Origin of the sequence: Vibrio sp. YIC-376 (assembly GCF_052353105.1) — a bacterium.
In the GTDB taxonomy this organism is placed as follows: Bacteria; Pseudomonadota; Gammaproteobacteria; order Enterobacterales; family Vibrionaceae; genus Vibrio.
The window spans coordinates 23528-41077 of record NZ_JBBWFK010000009.1 but is presented as its reverse complement, the minus strand read 5'-3'; the positions used below and the strand labels follow the sequence as shown (position 1 = coordinate 41077).

Genomic DNA, 17550 nt, shown 5'->3' with positions numbered 1-17550 from the left:
TAAGTTGTCTCAAGCACAGTAGAGGCACAAAGGGGGTAACCTTTGAGCCTCTTGCGTAATTAACCAATGCCCTATAACTCGATCATCGCTGTGTGTCACAATGATTAAATCCAGTGCCTATCTCTATTATTGCCCCCGACCATCAAACATCACCACAATGGTTTTGGTAATGATGCTCATATCCATACTGAGCCAAGACTTCATCGAGCATAGAGAAAGCGCGTAACTGTGGTCATAGCCGACTTTTCTTCGCACGTCATCAATGCAGGTATCATAACCCTGATTGACTTGCGCTAATCCGGTAATACCCGGCATCACGCCATAGGTTCTATCAGCGAAATAAGGGATAGCACTCTCCAGTTTGCTATAGAAGCTAGGGCGTTCAGGTCGTGGACCTATCAGTGACATGTCACCTTTAACTACGTTAAAAAGTTGTGGGATTTCATCCAAACGAGTCTTACGTAAAAATCGTCCAACTGGCGTGATTCTTGGGTCATTTTCCGTCGCCCAAACTGCCCCTGTGTGTTGTTCTGCATCTTGGTACATGGTGCGAAACTTAATGATTTCAAAAAACATCATTTTCTCTGGTGTAGATTTGCCGACTCGAAGCTGTTTATAAAATACAGGGCCTGAAGAGGAGAGTTTGATTGCTATCGCGATAAAAGGCATTACTGGTGATAGAAGCAGTAAACCAAATAGCGCGCCGAACAAATCAAAGAGTCGTTTTGCAAACCAAATTGAAATATGTGCGGATACGTTGCTCATAGTACATCTCCTTTTTGGCCCACACGAGACCACTTTCCTGATTCAAGACCAAATAGGTAGCGCATACCACCGATGAAATTTGCGCAATGACCAGCAACGATGTAAAGCAGTAGCTTGCAGGCTTTGTGATAAAATATATGTGGTAGGTGATAAATCACAATCGCCAGTGAATAGATCGCGATTTGAGTGGCCAGTGCAGCCATGAAAAATGGGTTGTCCATCATGGCGATAGAACTAACAAAACAAAATAGAAGTAGGTAAGGGGTCATGAGCCGTAGCCCTTTGCCGGAAAAGAATGCAAATGCGACACCCCTGTACTTCGGTAAGAACATCTCACAAAGCAGGATTGCCTGCTGCATGTTGCCAGCAGAGATACGCAATCTTCGGCTAAAATCATCTTTCTCGTTGGTGGCTTCCATCTCCAGAGCAACCATCTCAGGCTCATATTCAGCAATATACCCCTGACGTACGATCGACATAGGAATTATAAAGTCATCATTGATTGTATTGGCACTTATAGATTCAAACAGGTGCGTGCGGAATAGATAAAATGCGCCATGTGCCCCAAGCGTTGAGCCAAGTGAGGCTTCACGCATCTTAAGCTGACTTTGGTATTTCCAGTAACTGGCTTCCCCTGCATTACCCGGCTTAAACAATTGATAGTGACCATTGACGACGCCGACTTTACTGTCCTGAAAATGTGTATTTGCAATCCATAGCGCATCAATGGAAATAAGGGCGGAAACGTCGCTCAATGCCGTAATATCACTGGTGATAGTTTTCATCTGTTCATTTATCAGGGCAACTTTGCCACGATTGGTTTTAAATGCCCGGATTTCAAAATGTGTATCGGAACAAATTGCTTCTTGGATGGTTTGTTCTGCAATACTCACTGTGTTATCGGTACAGCCATCACATGCGATGATGACTTTGTACTTATTTTTTGGATAATCAAGCGAAGATAGGTTGCGAATTTTGTCCGCTATCCACTGCTCTTCGTTGTAGGCCGGCACCAATATAGTGATGGTTGAACATCCTTGATCGCTTTTGATATTTTTGTATCCACGCGTTCTATGGCTGCGGGCTTTGTAAGGGTGATTTTTAGAATACCAAGACAGTAAAACAGGGTAGCCAACGTGGTGATAGATAACCAACACGCAACTGACAATAAACAGTGTGGTAAGTAGTAAATCAATCATGCGCTTTTCTCCTCAGCTAATGTTTCGTATGCACGCATCATGTCCCTGATGTCGTTATGCTTTAAGACAAACTGTCTTGGGGATGCTTTTACTGGTTTGTTTAAGGCGGTTTTTATACTGGCGGCCAACTGCTGTGAGTTTTCACTTTCAAACAACACTCCGGTGCTTGGGCAAAGGGTTTCTTTTGTTGCACCAACGTTGCTTGCTAAAGTGACAATGTCACATGCTTGAGCCTCTAAAGTAGAGAGCGGGAAACCTTCACGACGTGAGGGCAAACAGAATAAGTCCAGCGTTTGATAAAATCGCGTCATGTCATCAACAAGACCAAGAAAGGTTACTCGACTGTTTAACCCAAGATGCTGCACTTGCTGTTCTAATTTGATACGTTGGCTACCATCCCCAGCGATAACTAGCTGTATATGGCTCGGGAGTAACGCCATTGCGTTGATCAAAATGTCGTGACCTTTGACTTGTTCCAATCGACCTGCCGTACCAATAATTGTGCTTTGCACAGGCAGTCCAAAAAGTTGACGAGCAAGGTGCTTGGAGCCAGTGGTGAATTTCTCGCAGTCGATACCGTTTTTGATCACCCTGACATCCTGATAATCAAAATGTTGATGAATTCGTTGTTTTACCAGGAGTGCATCGGCAACAACGCAGGGTTTAGCGATTTTTAGTGCCAGGTTTTGTAAAGCGCGGTGCTTTTGGTCTGATAGATGCCATGCATCGTGTTCGGTATGAATTCGAGCTTTTACCCCGGCCAAGCGAGCAGCAACGGAGCCGTATAGAATCGGACCAATATGATGGGAATGAACAACGCTTGGCTTTAACGTGAGAAACAGTTTAACAAGCCGTATCAGCGTCTTAACGCTATAGCCTGACGGCTTGTTAAGAAAGATTAATTGGTTTTCAACCGGCTTCAGTTTTGACCATTTCAATACTGATTCTTGTTTTGTACCTTCCAAACTAACAATGAGTACTTTCTGGTGTGGGGACGAAAACGCCAGCATGTTGAGTGCGAGCGCCTCTAATCCACCAGGGGAAAGGTGCTGAACCACGTGAATAATCGTTTTGGACTTTATGCTCATACTCGCTCCTAACGGATGTTTAGCTCTGAACTAGTATTAGCATTATGTGTGCCAGATTTATTGTCTAATTAATACAATGAGTTATGAGTTTTTTGTTGTATTTCTCAAGCTGAAAGTCAATTTGAAAATCGTTATGATTAATACGGCTTTATTCTTGGGATGTGCGTGAGTACAGGCGCCTGGGTAATGGCTTCGATCTCTTCTTTGCGTCTGATCGATGAATCAAACAGCTCGATCAATAACGCAACACCAGCACCTAAACCAATTCCCGCCACCAATCCCGCAATGACAAATACAATCGCCGGAAGGTTCGCCGGACGACTAGGGGTATAGGGAAGGTCAATAATTTTGACGCGTTTGTTTTGCTCGAAAACCCCTAAAGAACCTGTGAGCTGAGCCATTTCGTAACGTTGAATTAATTCATCATAGAGTTGACGCTTAATTTCAGCATTGCGAACTAAACGATGCATGGTTTTCGCGTTGTCACCGAATCGATTGGCTTCTTGCTCCAGACTGGAAATCATTTCTTTTAAACTTTTTGTCTCTTCTGTGAGCGATTCATAACGGCCTCGCACGAGTTGCAAGCTTTGTAGCTGGGTGACGAGTAAAGGTTGAATCTCTCCAAGATCTTTTAATTTATTACTGCTGGCAATATCCCAAAGCTGATCGCTACTGATATTAGGTTGCTCCATTTTCAATAATAAGGCGCGTTCATTCTCTAAACGGCGTAACTCGCGTTCTTTGCCTTGAACAGCACTATGACTCTCAGTGTATTTCGCTTTGAGAAGAGTCAGTTCGCTACGAATCTCGATGATCTGATCTTCGATTTTTCCGACCACGGGATTGGTTTTTGACAGTTGTTGATCGAGGGAACCCAGGCTCTTTTCAACCCCTGCGAGTTCGGCTTTTTTCTCTGCGTAGCTTTGTTTCAGAGAAGCCAAGCGGCCTAGCGACTGACTTTGCATCTCCGGCGTTACCGATGCAAAGCGATTTTTAAAATCAGCCAATTCATTTTCCGCAATGTCGAGTTCCTGTCTGCGTTTCTCAATATGGATAGCGAGAAATTCTGACGAGTCCTGAATCGATGAACGCTCTGGTGCGAGAAGCTGCTCGATAAAATGTTCACTGATAGACTCTAATAACTCTTTCATACCGTCCGGGCGGGGAGCGGTCAGTGAGATTTTAAGAAAGTCTTTGCCCGGTTGAGTGATCGTTAAACTGTTTGAAAGCTGATTGATGATGTAATCACGCTTGGCTGGTGGCATAGAGTCGTTAATAAGCTGATGCTCATTCGCCACCGCAGTGAGTACATGGCGACTTTTCAATAGCGTACTCAAGGCATTTAGACGTTCTTTTAGCATGGTTGATACCGCGATATCTTCCAGAAACGGATTCATCTTCGCGGTTTCCTGAATCAGCATTGACGTATGCGACACGTAGTTAGTCGGTGCAATTTTACCAATAAAGTATCCAACGAATGGAAGGATAAGAATGGGTACGACAATCACATACCGTTGTCGCCATGCTGAATTGAGTATGACGATAAATCTCCGTTTTAACTCGTTCATAGTGACTCCAACATACGGTTCAATTTAAGCGTACGTGCATCCCAACTTTCGTTGATGACTGACTTTTGTCGCTCAGAGGTTGATTCACGATCTAGCTGATTTAATGCCTCTGTGAATTGCTCGCAATCAGTGACGGTTGAAACCAAGGCTTTGTAAGGCGATAAGGCGGGAAATGGAGTAGTGATGACGGGACAACCTGCCGCAAAGTATTCCAGTAATTTTAAAGGGCTGCATGAAGCAATTTGTCCATTGGATTTAAACGGAAGTAGACTCACATCCCAATGTTGACTGTAACTGGGTAAGTCGCGATGTGGCTTAGGACCAAGGTAGTGCACATTCGCCAGTTTTGGCAGCGGATAGCTTGGAAGTTCAATTGGGCCGATAAACACGAATTGCCAGTTAGGGTTCGCGAGGCAAACTTGCTCGATGAGTTCGTAATCTAGCCAGTTAGACAGGCTGCCATAAAACCCGGCAATCTTGTGATTTGGAGAGGGTAAATCCGTGGCACGCTGGCTTGGCTGACTAAAGAGTGAGGTATCTACGCCATGAGGCAAGTAATGAGTTTTGGTCTGCGGAAATTTCGCTAGCAAGGGTGCACTGGCTGCGAGTATCAGGTCCGCGTGGTCCACGAGTTTGTCTTCGTGCTGTTTGACCACCTCATGATCGACACCGGCAAGCGATGAGAAATCGTCTCCGCAATAGTAAACCACCGATGACTCACCCAGAGTTCCACATAAATCGGCTGCAGTCGGCAGTGAAGTCCATAAAATCGGTTTGTGCAGCTGAAGCTTCTCGATAACGGGTTTCAGTTGAAGACGCATCAAGGTTTTGGCGACACAACGTGCGAATGCTGACTTAGGAGCGGGAAGCGTTTTAAGGTTTATCACCGTAATATTTACGTGATGCTCTCGTTGGTCGGTGTAGCCACCTTTACTTTTACCCACAAGCTTACAGCAAGCACGTTTAACATCGTGCATATTTAACTTGGGTTGACGGAGTCCGATCGAGTTAACCCAAAGTACCTTGCGTTGTTTTGCTAACCGGGTAACCAGATGTTGTGTACTCGATGGTAAGCCACCAAAATCTTCACCAAAAACAATAAGATCTCGCATAGTGAACTCCTTAGTGATTAAGTGAACGTATCACTCTGGCAGGATTACCAGCAGCAACAACAAAAGCAGGCAGGTCTTTAGTGACCACACTACCAGCCCCCACGATGGTCCCTTCGCCAATCGTGACATTGGGGCAAACCGTGACATTTGTTCCTAGCCATACGTCCTTTGCAAGTACGATATCTCCAACATCGCAATCGAGATCGCCAAAGCCTTTCGCTCTTAAATCTGCGTCAAGTGAGTGACCAGAATACCCAAACAGAAAGGCGCGACCGGCAATTCGAACATTGTCACCAATTTCAATTCGTCTCCCAATCGCAAAAGTACTCTGCCAACCGATATCGACGTTACTGCCAACAATCAGTTTTGGATCACTGGATTGGGGTCTGGCGCTAAACGTTGTTTGACCAGAGATGCGGCAATCGTCTCCAAGAGTGATGGAAAGTGGTCCCGAAACAAAAGGCACACCACCAAAGAGATAAAGCCCTCGACCATATTGAGAAAGTCGACCTTTAAAGGCGGGGGTTTGGATAAATACCCGAACCAAGTTGCTCCAAATGGAGGTACTCGCTGAATAAACGGTGCGAACCGTCTTGTTCATCCACATCGGTGTAGGAAGATCACATGCACGAATCGATTTCAAAATGAGAAACAATTTGCGATATGAAGGGCTTTCGTGGTGTTGTAACCACACTTTCAAGTTATTTAACTGCTGAGCCAACATGATACTGTCCCTTATATTGAGGTGATAAAGAGACTATTTCACGTTGCGTGCCAAAAAATTAATTGTTTAAAAACAGTAATATAAAAATCATTTGTTGAGTGTTTCTTTGGTATTCTCAATTTGAGAACGGATTTGAGTAATTCGGGAGATAGCGATACAAAGCGCTGCGAGGATATAAATCGGCCACGTGAAGCCTTGGGTTAGGAAAGTACCGGAAACCACAGTGCCAATTACACCCGCATACACCGCAAGTGCTGTTGCTGTGAGATAAGGGGACACCAAGCCTTGCCGCTGATTGAAGATAGAAAGCGTTTGTCGGCTTGTTTTAATAAGCGAAATGATCATACCAATAAACACAGCCAGGCCAAGAAATCCGGTCTCAGCCAGCACGCCGAACCAAGTGCTGTGAACCGCGTGGTTGAGCCCGTCCCAATGTGGGCTGTAATAGTAGTAATTCGAATAGAAATTATTTAAACCCACGCCACTAAACGGGTTCGCCACCGCCATCTTAAACGCGGCTTCCCATGCATATAAGCGTCCCATGGCTGATGCGTCGATGCCGTCTTCTGCGGCGCCGCCCGACTGACGGTCGGAAATTCCGGCTACGGCAAACAGTCCCAGCAACCCAATTACAGCGATGAAGATCAATAGTGATTTTGAGCGAATCAGGCGCAGACCGAAAATACCAAATACAGCAACTGATCCCAAAAGCCCACCACGGCTTTGTGTCGCGATAACGGCGGCCATTGCCAGTACTAGCCCGGTAATACCAAGAATACGTGAGAAGCCTATGCCTTTTGTGGTGGCAAAGCTGATCGCAAACGCCAGAGGGAACATTAATACCAGCGACAAATCATTCGGATCACCAAGCACAGAGCCCAACTGACGACCGATGGTGACTCTCGTGCCTTCAACTAAACCAATCCCAGAAGCCGAGTTATACAAAGCAACTACGGCAATTAATCCACCCGCTAAGATAATCAAGGTTGCGATTTTTCGCACTGCATCTTCCGTATTCACCAACCAAGCGATGGCTAGAGTCATGATGATGATTTTCCAATAGATATTTTTAAAATAGGTTATGGCAACACCCGGGTTAGAGGACAAGACAATGCCTATGACAACAAGCCCCCAAAATAGGACGAGCCACGTCATACTCGGGTGCCAGAAAGTTTGTAGCTGGCGACTGATCAAGGTGTGCCAAATCAAAGCGCCAAGCGCTCCTAAAGAGAGGAGTAAAGGGATTTTTAATGAATAAAGCGCGGGTAAGGCTTCGTGAATTCGAAAGAAGGAAAATAGTACAAATAGACTCACCAACCAGAATGTCTGATTGAGCACAAACAATGCCGCAAGCGGTAAAAAGCAGAGCACAACGACAATGGCTGGATGAGGTATAACATACCAAACCATGGCTAGCATAAACGTAACCAGCGTCATGATCATTATTGGCCTGGCGTGTTTGACACTATTCATAGTGAGCGACCCACGTAATGAGTTAACGTGTTTGAAAGACGTTTGAGTGAAGCACCTGAAATCAACTGGAACCGAATCGCAAAAGCGATAACGCCTAACGGCTGAAGCAGCAGCATTAACGCGGATACCTCGATACTTTGATGATACCGACTGGTTAATAGAAACAGCACCGTTAACGCTATCAGCGCACAAATAGGACCGGTTTGATAATCCAGATAATACGCACGTTGGCTAAACCAGATTGTGAATATGAATCGGCTTAATTGCCCCGCGATCAACCCGTAAAGCATTGCTTCAATGCCGAGGTCAGCAGAAAGGATACAAATCACTATCGCCAATGCGGTGGAGGCGAGGTTAATGTACAAAAGCTGAGAGGTGTGCTTTTGGTAGAGAATGCCAAAGTTAGTCAACTCGACCAGCTCTTTGAATAGCATCATTGTTATGGTCATTCCAACCAAAGCGATAGCAGGCTGGTAAGAGTCCGGTAAAGAGAACGAAATAAAAAGTTGACTAAGCCATGCCACAGCGACAGAAATAACGCACAACAGCAGTATCCCTTGAGTCGTCACGCTAGCGACATGTTCTCCTCCATTTTTGTCCATGGTTTCGAAACGTTTTGGCATCCACCACATATGAAAAGGTTGGATAAGAATACCGACGCCAAGCGCGAATTTAGCCGCAATCGCATACATGCCTAAGGTTTCTAAATCGGTTGCTCCAGCGATCAGCCACCTTTCTGCACCACTTAAACCAAAAGCCACAACACCGGATAGCATAAGCGGCGCAGAGTAGCGGATATAACGAATAAAGCGTTGTTTGTTAGGTAGGGAAAATGGAAAGTTGATGAAAACGTGCAAAAACAAAAACTGTATGAAGGTACACACGATATTGAGGGTAAAAACGAGTGTCACGTCCGGTTTGTATGTCAGGACGACAACAAGTAAAGAAACCTGAGCTAATACGGTCACGACACATATCTTAAAGAACAAGCTTGCTTGATTATGCAATCTTAACCAGGCAAGGCTGATAGCAAGGGGCGCTTCGTAACACAAAACCAAAGCCATAAATAGGATTTGCTCACTGGTGAACGTCGAAAGCTTAAAAGGGACCAGGTAATAAATGAACAAGATAAACAAACTCAGACTGAAAGAAGCAACGAGCGATGCACTGTACAGTTGAGAAGCTTTTCTTTTTCGCACCGTGAAGCGACTGATTGTGCCTATAAATCGATAGAGATTTTCATGCATTGCAATGCCCACAATCAGACTAAAGAATACCGTTGTGATACCGAGCAACTCGAGATGGCCGATTTCTTGCGGTGACAAGTATTGGGCCATAAGAGGCAAAGTAAATAGCGACACACCTTTAATGAGGAACAGGCTGACTGCATATAAACTGATGTTTTTCAGATGGCTAACATTCATTGCAAAATTTCCTATTCAAACTGAATTAGTTGCATGCGTGAAGGGTGGATGTAACCACGTCACCATTAATGTGTTGTGCAAACTTTTGGTAGCAATATTCAGCTTTATAGCGGACAGCTATTTCTAACGCACGCTGGCTGCAACGATGAAATGCTTGTTGGTCGTTACTAGCGTAGAGCAGAGCATCACACAAAGAATCAGGGTTTCCCGGCTGATACTTAATACAGTTTTCATTGTGGGTCAGTGTCTTGTCCCAATATGCGCCATCTCGAGGAATGACAACGCACATACCCGCAGCCAGAGCCTCTAGAATTGATAAACCGAATGGCTCATTACAGCTGGTTGAAACAAAGATGTTGGATTGACTCCGGATATCATCCAAGTTTTCAGGGTCTTCATACCATATGGTGTGGGAGAGTAAAACCGGAGCGTTGGAGATTGGTAAACACGTATCGACGGGGCGAATGTAGCAAACATTGAGTACGACAGACTGACGAATAGCGGCACGTTTGGATGCTTTTATTAACGTTTCCAGACCTTTCCATTTCAGCAGCGATGCAGCCCAAAAGTAAACTGGCGTGTTTTTTTGACATTCCTGTGGCCAACGAGATGCCGGAATGCCATTCACAAATGACTGATATTGCGATGAGTTTAAGTAACTTTCAGCCATTGTCGAGGCGTCTTTTATTTTGGTCGCGGCTTTAAGGTAAGTTTCTAGTGCCGCTTTGAGGCTACAACGGGTAGAGGGTAAGTAAAACACGGCGTTCGCTCTGGTAAGACAGAAGCCAATAGAGCGTGACAGCCCGACGTTGCCGTGGATAAACTGAACGACTTCAATATTAAGAACCATCTGTAACAAATAGACTGGCATATCCATACCTGGCCCTGAAGCGCCGATGAACGTAGTAATGCCGCGATGCCCAATCAATGTCTTTAGCAATACCAATAGAAGATACAGTTGGTTTAGCCAGTAGAGAATCCCATTGTGCTGACTCATTAACCAAGGAACTGGGGAAATGGAAATCAAAGTAACATTGTGTTTGGCGTAGAACTCTGTTTGCTTCCAGAATGCCGTGTCTACTGTTGCGACAATGAAATCATTGGACTCAACACGGCATACATTGAGCGCATCACTGGTGGCAATCTTAGAGCCGCCTTTAAATGCGATAGGGTCAAAAATAAGCGTTTTCTTGCTTTGACTAGTCATGCCTGGCCTCCAAACGACAAACGGTTTACCACATAGGTTTTGAGGGGGGATAAAGTGCTTATTAGAGACCGATTGGCTACAAATGGCTGTTCCAATAAGTCTCTATAAAGAAGTTCTATTTTTCGGCAACTGACAGATAGATCATGATTTTGGGTAATGTGAACAAAACCGCTCATTCCATACTGTTCACATAGTTCAGGATTATTGATGAGTACGCGCATCGCTTTTGCTATTGGGCCAATGCCCTGATTCGGATACAGAACTCCAGTTTCACCATGGGTAATGAATTCAGGAATTCCACCTTCAAGCGGCGCGATAACCGGGATTTTAGCAAGGGCAGCTTCTGCTACAGCCAGCCCAAAGGCTTCACTGCGAGCACCACTGATAAAGGCATCACACCCCTTGAGCCATCCAACGACATTGGATTGTTCGCCAACAAAGTGAATACGATTGCTTAGGTGCAGGCGACTGGCTTGCTGAACAAGCTTGTCCATTAAATCGCCATCGCCAATGACAACGAGACTGACGTTAGGATACTCAAAAGTCACGTGACGCATTGCGGTTATTATCCGGTCTACACCTTTACGGTGAATCAGAGAGCCGACCGTCGCAAAAACAAAATCCTGCTCCGGAATAGATAACGCTTGCCTAACATCGACTTTTTGCTGCGCGGAGAGGGATACGGTATCAATACCATTGTGAATAACCGATATTTTTTCGTTAGGGTAACCATCTTTAGTCATGAATTCAGCGACGTACTGACTGACTGAAATAATGTGAGGAGAAAGGTGCAGGCCAAGCGTGAGGCGGTCGCTTGCTGGGTAAGGGCAGTGGAGCTGGGTAACGACGGGTACTTTCTTCATTCGTGCAGCGGCCAACATCCATTGGCAGGGGGCACCACTATTAATATGTACAAGGTCTATTTTTTCGCGTTCGATGATCTCGCAACCATACTTAATCAGACCAAGCCAATCTGATACGTTGTATTTAGGTGGTTTCCAGCCAAGCAGCAGTGGAAAATGATTAAGCTGAGTTGGAACATTCATCAGTTCTAACTGTTTTGAGAGTACACAACTATTGGTCCAAACGTAACAAGCGTAGTGATGGTGTTCCATGTACTTAATGAGATCGAGCAAACATTTCTCGCTACCTCGGATCCAGTCATCGCCATAATGTACAAATAGAATCTTTCTCTTCATGCCAACCCCTCACATTGTCTTTGGATAAAATCGTTAATTGCACTTTTTGATAGGACTAACGCAAATGTGATGCCAAGAAGGTAGTGGTTCTATGTGATTGTTTTTAATATGATTTATAAGAGACTTGAGGTGGGGCGTTATTGTTTCTCAATTTGACAATCAGATTGAGAGCTATTGGGGAAGTAGAGTTTTATTATTTTTGGGATGACGGCAGATTGAGAATAGTGCTGTTCAACGCTATCAATCGCCTGTTTTTTTATCTCTAATTGCTGGTGGGGGGCGAGGGACAGATAGGTGTTTAAAGCCTCATTCAATTGATTGACGTTGTCGACTAAGTACCCGTTGGTTTCGTGTTTAATAAGCTTCGACATATTGCCAACATTAAGTGAGACAACAGGGATACCTCTCGCCATCGCTTCGAGCGCTGTCATGGGTAAGCCTTCATAACGAGAGCAAATGATTAAAATGCCAATATGTTGCCAAATGGCGTCCATGTTGTTTTGGTGACCATGAAACCTGACGTTCGCCGGAGCGCCTTGTGTTAGCTCCGATTGCATGGCCCCCGAGCCATAAAGATCAAACCGTTGTGTCTGATTTAGGCGCGCCAAGTCAATAAATCGATCGGGGCCTTTCTCATGGCTTAGCCTGCCAACAAACGCGATTTGGTTTCCTGTTGAGGTAGACAGCGTCTTGGTATCAATAAAATTATTGAAACTTTCTGATTTGGTTATCAGCTTTTGGGTGATTCTTTCACTCACGGCGATTGAGTGATTTGACACAAACGTGGTGAACCGGTCGACACAGTCATATAACCACACCTTACCCGTTGGAGTTTCTCCTGCGTGATACGTAGATATTTGGCGAACTCCGGTCATTATCCTTGCTAGCTTGCAGACCAAGCTTGCTTTATAGCCATGAGCGTGGAGAAGAGCGGGTTTTTGCTTTCGTACTTGGCTAATTAAGTCGCTAAAGTAATTCGTGCCTGCAGAGCCCAAAAACTGGACAGCAATGCCGCTTGATTCCAGCTTGTCTTTGAGCAATTGGGGTTTGGAATAAGTGCTCAGAAACATGACTTTGACAGGAATTTCAAAATGCTTGAGCCCATTTGCGAGCTCAAGCACATGTGTTTCAATGCCACCGAAAGTCAGGCTGTCGATGACTAGCCAGACTTCGTTACACGAGTTGTTGCTCATCTTCAGCTTCCCAGGCTTGCTTCTTACGGTATACCGTAGAAGGGCTAAGCTCTAAAAGTACCGCCGCGTTCAGCACGTTTCCGTCACAGTAATCAATGGCTTGCTGTATTGCCTCACGTTCAATTTGCCACATTGGCCTTATTGCTACAGGTCTTTCAATTTGCGGCTCAGTAACCGCGTCGTGACTATTTTCAGGAGCCTCATTGATAACGACGGGTTGCGGAGTGATGACTGGCTCAGGTTTAGCTATGGTGTTTTGCTTTGGCACACGGCTTGATGTGACCTGAGATGGCAAATGCTCAAGGCGCAAATGGTTATCGTCATTAAGGACCACAATATTGCGAATAATGTTTTGAAGCTGACGGACGTTACCCGGCCACGCGTAGCGTTTTAGCGTTGGCTCTGCATCTCGGTGGATTGCGTTAAACTTTTTGCCATCTTCTTTAGCGTACAGCTTAAGAAAGTGAGTCGCTAACGTCGTAATATCATTGCCGCGCTCGCGTAATGGTGGCATATCAATAGGCACTACATGCACGCGGTAGTAGAGGTCTTCTCTGAAACGGCCTTCTTCTACTTCAACAAGAGGATCTCGGTTCGTCGCGCAGATGATACGAATATCGACTTTCATTTCTTTATTTGCGCCTAGTGGGGTAAAGGTACCTGTCTGCAAAAATCTGAGTAATTTCTTTTGCATCTCAAGTTCCATCTCACACAGCTCATCAAGAAAAAGCGTACCACCGTTGGCCATTGAGGCCGCACCTTTGCGATCGGCTGTCGCGCCTGTAAATGCGCCCCTGACGTGACCAAAGATTTCACTCTCCATGAGATCTTTTGGAATCGCACCACAGTTAATAGCGATAAACGGTTTATCTTTACGCTTACTCTCGCGGTGGATGGCTTCGGCGCACACTTCCTTACCCGTACCACTTTCACCGACAATAAAAACACTTGCTGTCGTTGGTGCCACTGAATCGATGATCTTGTACACACCTTGCATTGGAAGGCTAGACCCGATGAAACCGTGGAATCGGTTTCGATCGAATTTGTTTTCTATGTCTTCGACAAGGTTCTCCAGTTTAACTTGTTGCAAGTGCAGAGCGATGGAGGTTTTTAGGCGATCAGCATTAATTGGTTTTTCGAGAAAGTCTTTCGCTCCTTTTTGCACAAGGCTAACCGCCAGATCTACTGAGCCATGCGCCGTGGCAATGACGACAGATGTCGGGACTTGGTTCTCGTTAATCCAATCCAGAATTTGCTCGCCATCCATGTCGGGCAGTCTAAAGTCCAGAATAACTAATTGGGGAACATTTCTTTCAATAAAGGCGATGGCTTCTTTACCTGTTTCTACATGAAACAGGTCATAGGGCTCGTGCTGTACATACTGTTTGTACAAGATAGCAAGAGAAGTTGAGTCTTCGATTAGTAGTACTTTTGGTTTCATTGGAGCTGTCCTCTCTTAAGCCTTTATAGTTGTGTTGGTTCAATAAACCCTTGCTGTTTCCTTTCCTCTAATGCTTTTAGTGACTCTGTGGCAACAACTTCAAGTTTTTGTTTGTAGCTGAAAGCCTGCTCTTGTTGGCCGTCTAAGCAAAGATGCTCGATTTTTCGTGCGAAATTGGACAAAGATCTATTGCCGAGTGCCAGAGCTGAACTACCTAGGGTATGCGCTTCAAACTCTAATGTTTCTTTGTCTTGAGACTCCATAGCCAGATATATTTTTGCTAAACGCTGCTGAGATTCTTCAAGATAATGCTCTATGAGCAATGGAATGACATCGGCACTGGTGTCTGCGATCATTTGCTGCAAAATCTGTTCGTCTACTAAATCCAAATTTACTGCTTCCTCACGTTGGTTCGATTGACCTACGTTGGTATTTGTATATGAATTTTGATGCTTAATCAAATGACAGGGGCCTGATTTTAGATCTTGGTTTTCCTCTTGGTCATCATTTAAGAATAGGTTAATTTTTTCAATTAGTTGTGACAGCCTTAGGGGTTTTGACAAGTAGTCGTTCATGCCCGATGCAAGAAACTTTTCTTTATCTCCAGCCAGTGAGTGTGCAGTTAGGGCGATAATTGGGATATCACACGCCTTACTGTCATCAAGGCTCCGAATCGCTTTGCAGGCTTGCATGCCATCCATTTCAGGCATGGAGATATCCATAAAAATCAGGTCATATTGATATTCCTGGACCATGGAAACCGCTTGTTTGCCATTTTCGGCAATATCGATAGATAGACCAACCCGTTTGAACATTTCTCGAATGACGAGCTGATTTGCTTTGTTATCTTCTGCGACCAGAATACGAGCGTTCGAACGAATTAACTCCTGGCGGAGTGAATCAATATTTGGAGAGGTCAGCAACTCATCGGCTACGGAGAGCGTGATGTCAAATGTGAATGTACTGCCTACGCCGGGTGTGCTCTCGACCGTGACGTCACCATCCATAAGGGTACAGAGTCGGCAACAGATAGCGAGGCCAAGCCCCGAACCTTCTTTGCTGCGTGAATAGGTTTGGTCCGCCATCGTAAACTCATCAAACAAGTAATCAATCGAGCTATTTTTGATGCCAATTCCTGTATCTTGGATTTGGCAGGTGATTTTCACTCGCCCTTGTTCCAACGCCTCCGACCCAACTTTAACCGTGACGCTGCCTTCATGAGTAAACTTGATGGCATTGCCTATCAGGTTGAGCAGTATCTGTTTGACGCGGTTTTTGTCTCCGCTGACTTTGCTTGGAACAGTTCCCTCAATGTAGCAATGTAAAATAAGGTTTTGACTCTTGGCTGCGGGCAAAAATGAATTCACCACGCTTTCGACACACTGTCTGAAATCGAAAGGTTTATCTTCCAGAATGAGTGTATTGGACTCCATACGAGTGAAATCAAGAATGTCATTAATGACGGAAAGGAGGAAGTTGCCCGATTCAGTAGCGGTTGCGACCAGCTTTCTTTGCTCGTTAGTGAGTTTGGTTTCTTCAAGAATATTTAATATGCCCAATACGCCATTCATCGGAGTACGTATCTCATGAGACATGGAGGCGAGAAAGCGGCTTTTAGAGTCGCTTGCCAGTTCGGCACCTTCCCGTGCCGCAGTGAGGTTTTGGTAGTCTTGTTCTAACTTAGCCGACATCTCATCGAATGCTTTGGTTACTTCACCAAGCTCATCTTTGGAATAGTGTTTAAGTTGAAACCCTGGGCCTTTTTCCCGAAGTGTTTGGGCTGCAGAGGTCAAGCGGGTGAGATTTTTAGTCAGATAGGTTCCAAGGATAAAGGAGAAAAACGCCACCAATATAACTTCGATGGTTGCAATACTGATGATTGCTTGCTGCGCGTTAATGAGCATATTGCTGATAGAATGTGTCTCGAACCCCATATCCACATACCCATATATATTACCGTTACTTGCAATTGGGGTGTGCAAATCGAAGATACCGTCATTAACGTCTTTTAAAGTTTCGTCACTGACCATTGAGCGAGCGAGTAGCGCTGGGTCTCCTGCAGTGGCCATTTGGTTGCCACCGCGTAACACACGAACGTAAGCGACATCTTCTAACTTGATGAACTCTTGAGCTAAGTCGTCCAACGTCGCTAAATCAGTAGAAAGTAGTGCGTCTTTCGCAGCATGAGTAAACATAACCGCACTTGAATGAGCTCTTTGGAGTAACTGCTTCTCGTTGGAATCTGAGAGAAAAGTCATCGCATTAGCCACGAGAATGATGAGTGCCGTAATTTCGATGAGAGCTATGCCAAGAATTGTTTTAGAACGCAACGTCATTAAAGCCTCCGGTTAGTCCAGTACTTTGATATTGAGTGCTCTCACATCGTCCCAATCGGTGTCGATAGCTGATTCAAATCCGTTGATATTTAATAACTTTAGGGACGTTCTCCCTTCGAGCGTTTGATCTATAGACTTGAGCGCTTGTTGGATCGATTTGACTTGTTCGTGAGTCATTCTCGGGTGATGGGCTATGGCATGTGGTGTGTACGGTTTTGTTGTCCAAATCGGTTCTAGCTGAGATTTAACCTCGTCAGGTAATGAGTTAAAGGTTCTCATCACACCACCTCCTGCTGAGTAAAAACCTCTCGCCACAGACAAATACACCGAGTCATGTGATGTTACGTAGTCAGACTCAAACTCGACGTTAGCCTCTCTCAAGTCACTTTGCGTTAATACCGTTGCAGCAAAGGCTGCAGGAGAAGGGAAGGCGAGCCTTTGTCCTTGTAGCGCTTGTAAAGACTCAATATTGTTGGCTTTCCTTGCTACCAGAATTCCGCTTATTTTTTTATCCTTGGCTTTGGCGAAGGCCCGATAGCCCGGCTGTTTGCTGTAGACGGTGTAATGATATGGGTTCATGTAAGCGATATCGTATTCGCCCGCCGACAAACGCTTTTCAAACTCCGTAATGTTAGGAGCCGTGCTAAAGGCAATGTCGTAACCGGTTTCTCTGCTTATTTCAGCAACGAGAGGCTCCCACTGCTCGGCAAGTCGACTGGCAGATTGCTGAGGGACAACGCCAAATGTAAGAGTTTCAGCAACGGTTACTGCCGAAAGTAACAGAGTCGAAAGGGCGATAAAGGTTTTTCTCATGGCAACTC

Annotated in this window: 14 protein-coding genes; all 14 read right to left on the bottom strand. The window is 45.1% G+C overall.

The window, feature by feature from the left end; genetic code table 11:
* Positions 1-126: 126 nt before the first annotated feature.
* The gene (locus WJM94_RS17070; protein ID WP_014232122.1) at positions 127-765 is read right to left on the bottom strand and encodes a sugar transferase; all 639 of its coding nucleotides are present in this window, start codon (positions 763-765) and stop codon (positions 127-129) included.
* Positions 762-1964: a glycosyltransferase family 2 protein gene (locus WJM94_RS17065; protein ID WP_444495397.1), complete on the bottom strand. Its 1203-nt coding sequence runs from the start codon at positions 1962-1964 to the stop codon at positions 762-764. The genes WJM94_RS17070 and WJM94_RS17065 overlap by 4 nt, the downstream gene beginning before the upstream one ends.
* Positions 1961-3052 (bottom strand): glycosyltransferase, encoded by a 1092-nt coding sequence (locus WJM94_RS17060; RefSeq protein ID WP_444495396.1) that lies wholly within the window; start codon positions 3050-3052, stop codon positions 1961-1963. The genes WJM94_RS17065 and WJM94_RS17060 overlap by 4 nt, the downstream gene beginning before the upstream one ends.
* A 137-nt stretch (positions 3053-3189) precedes the next feature.
* The gene (locus WJM94_RS17055) at positions 3190-4620 is read right to left on the bottom strand and encodes a GumC family protein (protein ID WP_444495395.1); all 1431 of its coding nucleotides are present in this window, start codon (positions 4618-4620) and stop codon (positions 3190-3192) included.
* Positions 4617-5732: a glycosyltransferase gene (locus WJM94_RS17050; protein WP_444495394.1), complete on the bottom strand. Its 1116-nt coding sequence runs from the start codon at positions 5730-5732 to the stop codon at positions 4617-4619. Before WJM94_RS17050 ends, WJM94_RS17055 begins: the two co-directional genes overlap by 4 nt.
* 10 nt (positions 5733-5742) lie before the next feature.
* Positions 5743-6456 carry an acyltransferase gene (locus WJM94_RS17045; RefSeq protein ID WP_444495393.1) on the bottom strand — a complete coding sequence of 238 codons (714 nt, stop codon included), beginning with the start codon at positions 6454-6456 and terminating at the stop codon, positions 5743-5745.
* Between the two features lie 87 nt (positions 6457-6543).
* Entirely contained in the window at positions 6544-7929 is a 1386-nt protein-coding gene (locus WJM94_RS17040; protein ID WP_444495392.1) for an O-antigen ligase family protein, read from the bottom strand.
* On the bottom strand, positions 7926-9353 hold the full coding sequence (locus tag WJM94_RS17035; protein ID WP_444495391.1) for a lipopolysaccharide biosynthesis protein: 1428 nt from the start codon (positions 9351-9353) through the stop codon (positions 7926-7928). The genes WJM94_RS17040 and WJM94_RS17035 overlap by 4 nt, the downstream gene beginning before the upstream one ends.
* A 25-nt stretch (positions 9354-9378) precedes the next feature.
* The gene (locus WJM94_RS17030; RefSeq protein WP_444495390.1) at positions 9379-10560 is read right to left on the bottom strand and encodes a glycosyltransferase family 4 protein; all 1182 of its coding nucleotides are present in this window, start codon (positions 10558-10560) and stop codon (positions 9379-9381) included.
* Positions 10557-11759 carry a glycosyltransferase gene (locus WJM94_RS17025; protein ID WP_444495389.1) on the bottom strand — a complete coding sequence of 401 codons (1203 nt, stop codon included), beginning with the start codon at positions 11757-11759 and terminating at the stop codon, positions 10557-10559. The genes WJM94_RS17030 and WJM94_RS17025 overlap by 4 nt, the downstream gene beginning before the upstream one ends.
* Before the next feature lie 137 nt (positions 11760-11896).
* Positions 11897-12952: a glycosyltransferase family 4 protein gene (locus WJM94_RS17020; RefSeq protein ID WP_444495388.1), complete on the bottom strand. Its 1056-nt coding sequence runs from the start codon at positions 12950-12952 to the stop codon at positions 11897-11899.
* Positions 12933-14393: a sigma-54-dependent transcriptional regulator gene (locus WJM94_RS17015; RefSeq protein WP_444495387.1), complete on the bottom strand. Its 1461-nt coding sequence runs from the start codon at positions 14391-14393 to the stop codon at positions 12933-12935. Before WJM94_RS17015 ends, WJM94_RS17020 begins: the two co-directional genes overlap by 20 nt.
* Before the next feature lie 23 nt (positions 14394-14416).
* Positions 14417-16729 (bottom strand): response regulator, encoded by a 2313-nt coding sequence (locus WJM94_RS17010; protein ID WP_444495386.1) that lies wholly within the window; start codon positions 16727-16729, stop codon positions 14417-14419.
* Positions 16730-16741: 12 nt separating this feature from the next.
* A complete protein-coding gene (locus WJM94_RS17005; RefSeq protein WP_444495385.1) occupies positions 16742-17542 on the bottom strand; it encodes a phosphate/phosphite/phosphonate ABC transporter substrate-binding protein in 801 nt (266 codons plus the stop codon).
* Positions 17543-17550 lie beyond the last annotated feature (8 nt).